Raw genomic sequence first — 7,446 nt, forward strand, 5'->3', positions numbered from 1 at the left:
CGGTTATTCGGGATCCGTGCTGTAGATCAGTCGCTCGTCACAGGGTGCCACGCGCAGAATGTTGGTGGTTCCCGGTACGTTGAACGGCACCCCGGCGGTGACAACGATCTGGTCGGTTTCGGTTGCAAAGCCCCCGGCCCTTGCGGCGCGCGCTGCGTTTACAACCGCGCTTTTGAACCGTTCAAGCTCGGGCGTCATGACGCAGTTGCAACCCCAAGTCAGGCAGAGTCTGCGCGCCGTTCCCATCAGCGACGTCATCGCGATAATCGGAACACCGGGACGTTCGCGCGCGGTCAATGCGGCTGTCGTGCCACTTTGCGTAAAGCAGCAGATCGCCTTGATATCGGTTTTCTCGGCTATTTCACGCGCGGCGGCAACAATCCCGTCCGCAACGGTGGTTCCCTTGGCGGTACGCGACGCCGCGATGATCTGCGTATATGTCGGGTCGGCTTCGACTTCGATGGCAACCTTGTTCATCGTCTGCACCGCTTCGATCGGATAGGCACCGGCTGCCGATTCCGCGCTGAGCATGATGGCATCGGTGCCTTCGTAGATCGCCGTCGCAACGTCCGACACTTCGGCACGGGTCGGCATCGGGCTTTCGATCATGCTTTCCAGCATCTGTGTGGCGACGATGACGGGCTTGGCTGCCCCGCGGCATTTACGGACCAGTCGTTTCTGAATCGGAGGCACGGCAGAAACAGGCAGTTCCACGCCCAGGTCGCCGCGTGCCACCATGATCCCGTCCGACGCATCAAGGATGTCGTCAAACGCCTCAACTGCGGCAGGTTTTTCAATCTTGGACAGGATCGCCGCGCGACCATCCGCAAGCGCGCGGGCCTCGAAAACGTCCTTGGCGCGCTGCACGAAGCTCAGCGCCAACCAGTCCACACCCAGTTGGCAGACAAACTCCAGATCCTCTCGGTCCTTGGCCGACAAAGCCGCCAGCGGCAGCACCACATCAGGAACGTTGACGCCCTTGCGGTTCGAGATCGTGCCACCCACCTCGACCGTGCAATTTGCAAAATCCTGCCCGCAGTCCTGAACGATCAGTCGGATCTTGCCGTCATTCACCAGCAGGCGCGCGCCCGGCTCAAGCGCCGCGAAAATCTCGGGATGCGGCAGGCAGACCCGGTTGATGTCGCCCGCAGCAGGGTCGAGATCGAGCCGGAAGGACGCACCTTCTTCCAGCTCCTCTGCCTCATTGGCAAAGACACCAACGCGAAGCTTGGGCCCCTGAAGGTCGGCCAGAATGGCAATCGGGCTGTCCAGATCTTTTTCCACCTGCCGAATAATCTTGTGCCGTTCGCGGATCTCATCATGGCTGCCATGGCTCATGTTCAAACGAAAGACATCCGCGCCAGCCTCGTGCAGGGCACGAATCGTGTCATAGTCATTTGACGCTGGCCCCAGCGTCGCCACGATTTTCACATTTCTTAGGCGTCGCATTGGCATAGACCTCCTTACGTCATCTCAAGTTTGCAGATCAGCTTCCGCGAAATGTTACCGCAAACATCATCTCGATGCTTATTGCGCAATTCCCTTTTCAAAGCAACTGCCCTACACCAGCGGCAAACAAGATGACAGGCTCATGACATACACTCCATTTTTCGTCCACGGTGCGGACCGCCCGTCTCGCTGGCTGATTACATGCGACCATGCAACCAACACTGTTCCCCCAGACGTAAATGGCGGCGACCTCGGTCTGCCGCGCGAGGATATGGAACGCCATATCGCCTATGACGTCGGTGCGTATGAGGTGTCGAAACACTTGGGCGAGATCCTGAACGCACCTGTGATTGCCGCCAACTTCTCGCGGCTGGTCATCGATCCGAACCGGGGTGAAGACGATCCCACGCTGTTGATGAAGCTCTATGATGGGTCAATCATACCCGGAAATCGCCATGCAGATGATGACGAGCGCGAACGTCGCCTGAATATGTGCTACCGCCCCTACCACGAGGCACTGGCACAAATGGCGGCCCTGCCCCATGCTGTGAGCGTTTCGATGCATTCCTTCACCCGCCAGCTGCGCGGTCGTGAGCCGCGCCCATGGCACATTGGCGTGCTGCACACCTCGGACGAGCGGTTCTCTGGCCCGCTGATCGAAAGGCTTCAGGCCGAGGATGATCTGTGCGTTGGCGTCAACCAGCCGTATACCGGAGTTCTGCCGGGGGATGCGATCGACAAACACTGTACCGCGTTTGGACGCCCTAACGCACTGATCGAGCTGCGCAACGACTTGATCGCAGACCATGCGGGGCAAAGGGAATGGGCCGAGCGATTGGCGGTGATCCTGCAAGATGCATTGGAAGCCAGCGACCTTTGACCGCAAGTCCTGCGCGTGCTTTTCCGCGCATCACGCTGTTGTGAGCACGGCCTTCATGTCCCATATCAACTGGGAAAGGGGGTCATCATGACACAAGAGTTTTTGACGACGTTTTTTGGTTGGATGGCCGTGCTCAATATCGCGGTGCTTCTGTTTACCACCCTGATGGTTCTGCTTTTGCAGGATTGGATTGCCGACATTCACGGCAGGATGTTTCGGATGGAACGCCCGAATGTGAAACGCGCCTATTTCAGGTATCTTGCGAACTACAAAATCCTGACGCTGGTTTTCTGCATCGTGCCTTGGCTAGCATTGAAATTGATGTGAAAAGGCGCTTCGGCACGTCCGTTTCTTGTAACGGGTCCACTGGATTGTTAGGTCAGAAGCAACTCATTCGCCATCCGGAGCCAGATCATGGACAAGCAAACCGAAATTGAACTTCAGGCTGCCGCATTTCGCCGGTTGCAAAAACACCTGATGGAAGACCGCACGGACGTTCAGAACATCGACATGATGAACCTCACCGGGTTTTGTCGCAACTGCCTGTCGCGCTGGTACCAGGAAGCGGCAAACGAAAAGGGAATCGAACTGGGCAAGGATGAAGCCCGCGAGATTTTCTACGGCATGACGATGGATGAATGGAAATCGAAATATCAAACCGAGGCCAGCCCCGAGAAACAGGCCGCCTTCAAGGTTGCGTTCGAAGAAAACGTCGGCACGAAAGACTGACAACGCAGAGCTCAAAAAGGCCCGCCGATCCGGCGGGCCTGTTGATTTGGATTACCGTTTCAAGCTGTTGTGCCACGCCCGCCATACGCTTATTCTAGGCCCCTGGCCCAGACCGACAGATCAGAAGTCATGCGAAAAGCCCGTTTGCCTTGCCAAAATCAAGGTAGCACCTTTTGCTACGCAGGTTGTCGAGCACGTCTTCACCGGCGGAATTAGTATCTGAATGATACTCGGTAATTCCGGTGCCCTCTAACATACGATTCATCAAGTTGAACAAACCGCAAACTTGTATAGCGTCAAACAGCGCATTCTCGGACCAGCCGGCATCGTAGACTGCTTTTGCATCGGCTTCAGTCATGCGGGAGGGGCTGGTTGTTAATTTCCCGGAATAAGCCAGAATGGGTTTTAGACTGTCGTCGATATCCGCGCTTTCAAGATCATCCATCAAATCCTCGATGGTGCTGACATCAATGCCGAAAGCCTTGGCATGCACGGTGTGCGCGCCATGACAAAAAGCGCAGGCGTTCAATCCGGAGACATAGGCTGCAATGATCTCTCGTTCCGCGATGCTGAGTTCACTGTCGCCCCGCATGACACGATTTTGGTACTCTGCCAGAGGTCCAAGTTTCTCCGGGAAAGCGCGATAGACGTGGCCCAGATTCGCGTCTTCGGGCATGGACGGAAACAGGTTTTTCATTTCGACCCCTCAAAAATCCGTATCTTGCATCCTAGCTGGGCTCCGGGCTTTCGCAAACAAGCAACCTTTTGCATGTCGCAAGGCGGCATGGAGTAGTTGGTGTTATCCCCGAGTATTGCAGTCAATTGCCGCGTTACACGGTGTCAGAGTGCGCAAACTGTTGGCTAGCTTTAGGCATGCACGGAGTGCCTGGACCTGTTTTGGAAGCTGTGGAAGCCTGTGACTGAAGATCCAGCCATTGCCGCAAACACGGGGGTTCCGGGTGGCCACAAGACGTTGGACACCTAGCGTGGTTTGGCCTTCAATCCACGCTCCTTGCCCAAAACAGACATCTTTAGCAGTCACATTACGATCCTTCACGAACTCTGGGTTCGGTCAGGTACCGAGCCGCTCGCCCACTATTGGAGCTGCAAAATATCCGGAACGCAGAGTTTTCGTTTGGCCGGCATTTTATCCGCACCATCAGATCGTTTCAGCCTTTTCGGCCCATCCTTGACCTTGACGTTCGGCTTGGACAATGGACCCTTCAAAGTCACTGGCCAGGGGCTTTTTGAAAGGGGTTCGCCAATCTTTCGGGGTTGCAGATTCAAATCCAGAGATTTTCCCGCCACATTAACATCGCCAAAGACAACAACCTGGACATGATCTGTTTCCAGGGTCGTTTGTTTTGTCGAAAAATTTCCATTTGAAATATTGATCGGCGCGCGCAAGCATACGATTGGCGCAACCTTTTGTTTTTCTTTTGTAAATACCCAAGGCAAAACCCCAAGCCCCGCCAGATCCAGAAGCTGCGTTTCGATAGAGCCATCCCGCATTGAAACTGTGGCGCTGCCATTCATGGTGTTGGCAAAGTGTTTTGGTGAATCAGTTCCGCCGGTCACCGAAAAATCAGCATAGATCGTACCGCTGGCACCCTTTTTGAAGTTCAGATTGTGGAGGATGTCATCCAGCTGCCAGCCGCCCGCCTTGCCGGTCAACGTAAGCAGATGCGCGTCATTCGACAGATCCATTTGCCCGCTGACGTCGAAATGGGCGCCTCCGTATTCAAACTTCAACGGCCCGGCCTTAAGCTCTTCTTCGTTGAGGGTCAGATCACTCTGCAAACTGCTTATGCCTCTGGCGCCTTCGATATGCCGAAGATCAATATCAACATCCATATCCATACCGGACAAGAGAATTGAACGGCCGATAGGTTCAAGCGTCACATCTCTAAGCGGACCGTTGGCACTGTCTTCTTGATCGGCATCTTCCTCGTCTGCCTCTGAACCGCCTAACTTCCTCAACTGTGCGACGGCCTGAATGATGGTACGGATCTGATCTACCTTGATCAGCTCACTATCAATAGAACCCCGCAATACAGGGTCACTTGTTGCATCATCAAGATCGGCCACGATTTGCAGGGCAGAGTCGGCTACCTCGACAGCAGCATTTGCGTTCCAATCAGTGCCCTGGCTGACAAGCCCGATTTCAAACCGCGCAGGACCGGTTTCGACACGTTCAAGTGACAGCGCCTCCAACAGATCCGCCCCGGATGGAACATCGACATCAATTGCAAGATCCAGATCCTCGAATTTGAGCACGTTCTTGACCTTGCCATGCACCTCGAGATTCCAGACTTCCGTTTCGCTTGTCTGGCCATCCAGATTCTTTAGAGACAGCTGATTGATGCCGCCGTTCAAATGAAAGTTGCCGGAAAACCTGCCAAGCTGGTCGTCCGGCCCCAACAACTCTGGAGAGATCAGACTGCTTGCCGGAATATCCATCAGACCTTCAGCTGATATGCCTTGCAACCTCAGCGCATCATCGACCGAGCCGTTCAAAATGACAAACGGATCAGCGGGGTTCCCAATTCTCAGGTTGATGCTTCCAACACGCAAGGCGCCTTCGGGTGTTCTGGATAGCTCGGAAAACTTGATTGGAGGCGGGCCTTCGCCCGAGGTGTCCAATGTGAACCCGTTGGTCTTGATAACCATTTGTCGCTGAGGAACCTGCCCAGGAACACTGTCCATTACCATATCGACCGCAACAAGTTTAAGATCATATCGTGATGCGGCGGGGGCTGGTTCAGCATTTTCCGGGTACAACCGAATACGTGTTGTCAGCGATACATCTTCGGGGTTTCCCAATTCCCCGATTTGCCCGTTCAACGAGAGGCTTTGACCACCATCCAACTCCGCCAGCACGGCCAAATCATCGATCCGGGAAGTGCCGTTGGCCGTTTGGAACGTTGCGCCAATACGCCCAGAGCCTTCCAATACTCGATCAAGTTTCAGGATGTCGAGAAGCTGACCAAGTTCCACAATCTCTATCGTCGTCCTCACCTCAAGCCCGGCTTCCTTAGGGACTTCTTCGGCAAGAATAGAGACTTGTCCAAAAACCGCTGTTATCCGAAACGGGTCTTCCGCTGGAAACGTTCCGCTGAGCTCAAACCTCTCGCCGTTCAGCGAACCTTCCCCAGCCGCAGAGGCCGTGTTGGTTTGATCGTCACGCTTCAAAAGCAGTTCAGGAAGCTGCAGATTCAGTTCAAGCCCATTCAATTCATTCTGATAAAAAATGGTGATGTCGGTCAGGTCAACTGTGCGGTCCGACAGAATTCCGGCGACCGGTAGCGTCGGAGGTTTTGCGGTTTGCGAAGCTACTGCATTCGGTTGAGAAACAGAGTGCCAATTTCCAACGCCATCCTTGTCAGTGATCAGGTTCAGGTGAAGACCCGAGACAGAGAGGCCACTTAGAGAAAGCTTATTTTTCCAGAGGTCACGCGCGGAAACTTCGAATTCAAGTTTGTCGATTGCCGCCAGCTTCGCATCTGCTTCCGGCGCCCCGGGTAGTACCAACCCCGTCGCTGATATCTGCAACTGCCGACCCAGACCGAGACGCACTTCATCTTCTATTCTGACATCCTGACCAAGTTTCTTACTGATCAGGTTCTCGACAAAAGTGGTCCTGACAGAAGAAAACAACGCGGAGGACAGGAATAGCCAGGCCGCAAAGACAGAAACAAGCGCAACAGCGCAACAAATGAAAACACCTTTGGCAACGTATCTCACGCTTCTCTCCCAAGGTTCCAAGTCATCTTGAGCATCCTCATCAGACTGGTCCAAGTTGATTGTTAGTGCATCATCGGCCTGTAATCCATTGAGATGATGGATTTAGATGCACTAAAGCGATAACCACGTTGGCTGAGTGAGCAATTTTTTGTTGCGATGTCTTCTCGATAGTTCAATCGGTGTTCATGCGTCGAGCGGGTCGTAAATGACTTCGCCGTTTGAGCGGGTCACATTTAAAAGAAGCGAAGAGTTGTCATCCTCAGCAATATCGTCGGAAGCGCCGATCTATTCGCAGTGTTGACATGCTTGTTGTCGGCTCCGAACCAAAAAGCCAATGGAAATCGGTACGCGAGCGTCTTCAACGTTAATATCACTCAGTATGGTGTTAAATCATGGATTAAGAGCATTTATTCAAATCTGAACGTTAAGATTTGACCCTTTGGCATCGTTTTATGCGTCTTTTGTGTCTGTGAGTTTCGTTTTGCGAGGCTGTCGCGGAGAAGCCATTGATCCATTGGATCAGTTGGATTGATTTTGGTTTGAGGGTTTGTTTTAGGAATTGCGACGCAGGTTACGGGAGCAGGATTTGAACCTGCGACCTTCAGGTTATGAGCCTAACGAGGTTTGATCGTTTAGCAAACAGT

6 protein-coding genes are annotated in these 7,446 nt (G+C 53.8%); 3 read left to right on the forward strand and 3 right to left on the reverse strand.

The genetic code is table 11. The annotated features are described in order from the left end of the window. Positions 1–3: 3 nt before the first annotated feature. Positions 4–1,449: a pyruvate kinase gene (pyk, locus tag GS612_RS18690; RefSeq protein ID WP_171642344.1), complete on the reverse strand. Its 1,446-nt coding sequence runs from the start codon at positions 1,447–1,449 to the stop codon at positions 4–6. Positions 1,450–1,591: 142 nt separating this feature from the next. Here pyk and GS612_RS18695 point away from each other — a divergent pair, with 142 nt between their 5' ends. From GS612_RS18695 to GS612_RS18705, 3 genes are all read left to right on the forward strand, one after another. Further along, a complete protein-coding gene (locus tag GS612_RS18695) occupies positions 1,592–2,329 on the forward strand; it encodes an N-formylglutamate amidohydrolase (protein WP_171642346.1) in 738 nt (245 codons plus the stop codon). A gap of 87 nt (positions 2,330–2,416) precedes the next feature. Beyond that, entirely contained in the window at positions 2,417–2,656 is a 240-nt protein-coding gene (locus GS612_RS18700) for a DUF6868 family protein (RefSeq protein ID WP_171642347.1), read from the forward strand. Positions 2,657–2,743: 87 nt separating this feature from the next. Beyond that, positions 2,744–3,058: a DUF1244 domain-containing protein gene (locus tag GS612_RS18705; RefSeq protein WP_171642349.1), complete on the forward strand. Its 315-nt coding sequence runs from the start codon at positions 2,744–2,746 to the stop codon at positions 3,056–3,058. A gap of 127 nt (positions 3,059–3,185) precedes the next feature. Here the strand turns inward: GS612_RS18705 and GS612_RS18710 are convergent, their stop codons facing one another. Next, positions 3,186–3,755: a carboxymuconolactone decarboxylase family protein gene (locus tag GS612_RS18710; RefSeq protein WP_171120392.1), complete on the reverse strand. Its 570-nt coding sequence runs from the start codon at positions 3,753–3,755 to the stop codon at positions 3,186–3,188. A gap of 398 nt (positions 3,756–4,153) precedes the next feature. Then, complete coding sequence (locus tag GS612_RS20745) at positions 4,154–6,802, reverse strand: AsmA family protein (RefSeq protein WP_171642351.1); 2,649 nt, start codon at positions 6,800–6,802, stop codon at positions 4,154–4,156. Positions 6,803–7,446 lie beyond the last annotated feature (644 nt).

It is taken from the genome of Ruegeria sp. HKCCD6157, from assembly GCF_013110685.1.
Taxonomy (GTDB): domain Bacteria; phylum Pseudomonadota; class Alphaproteobacteria; order Rhodobacterales; family Rhodobacteraceae; genus Ruegeria.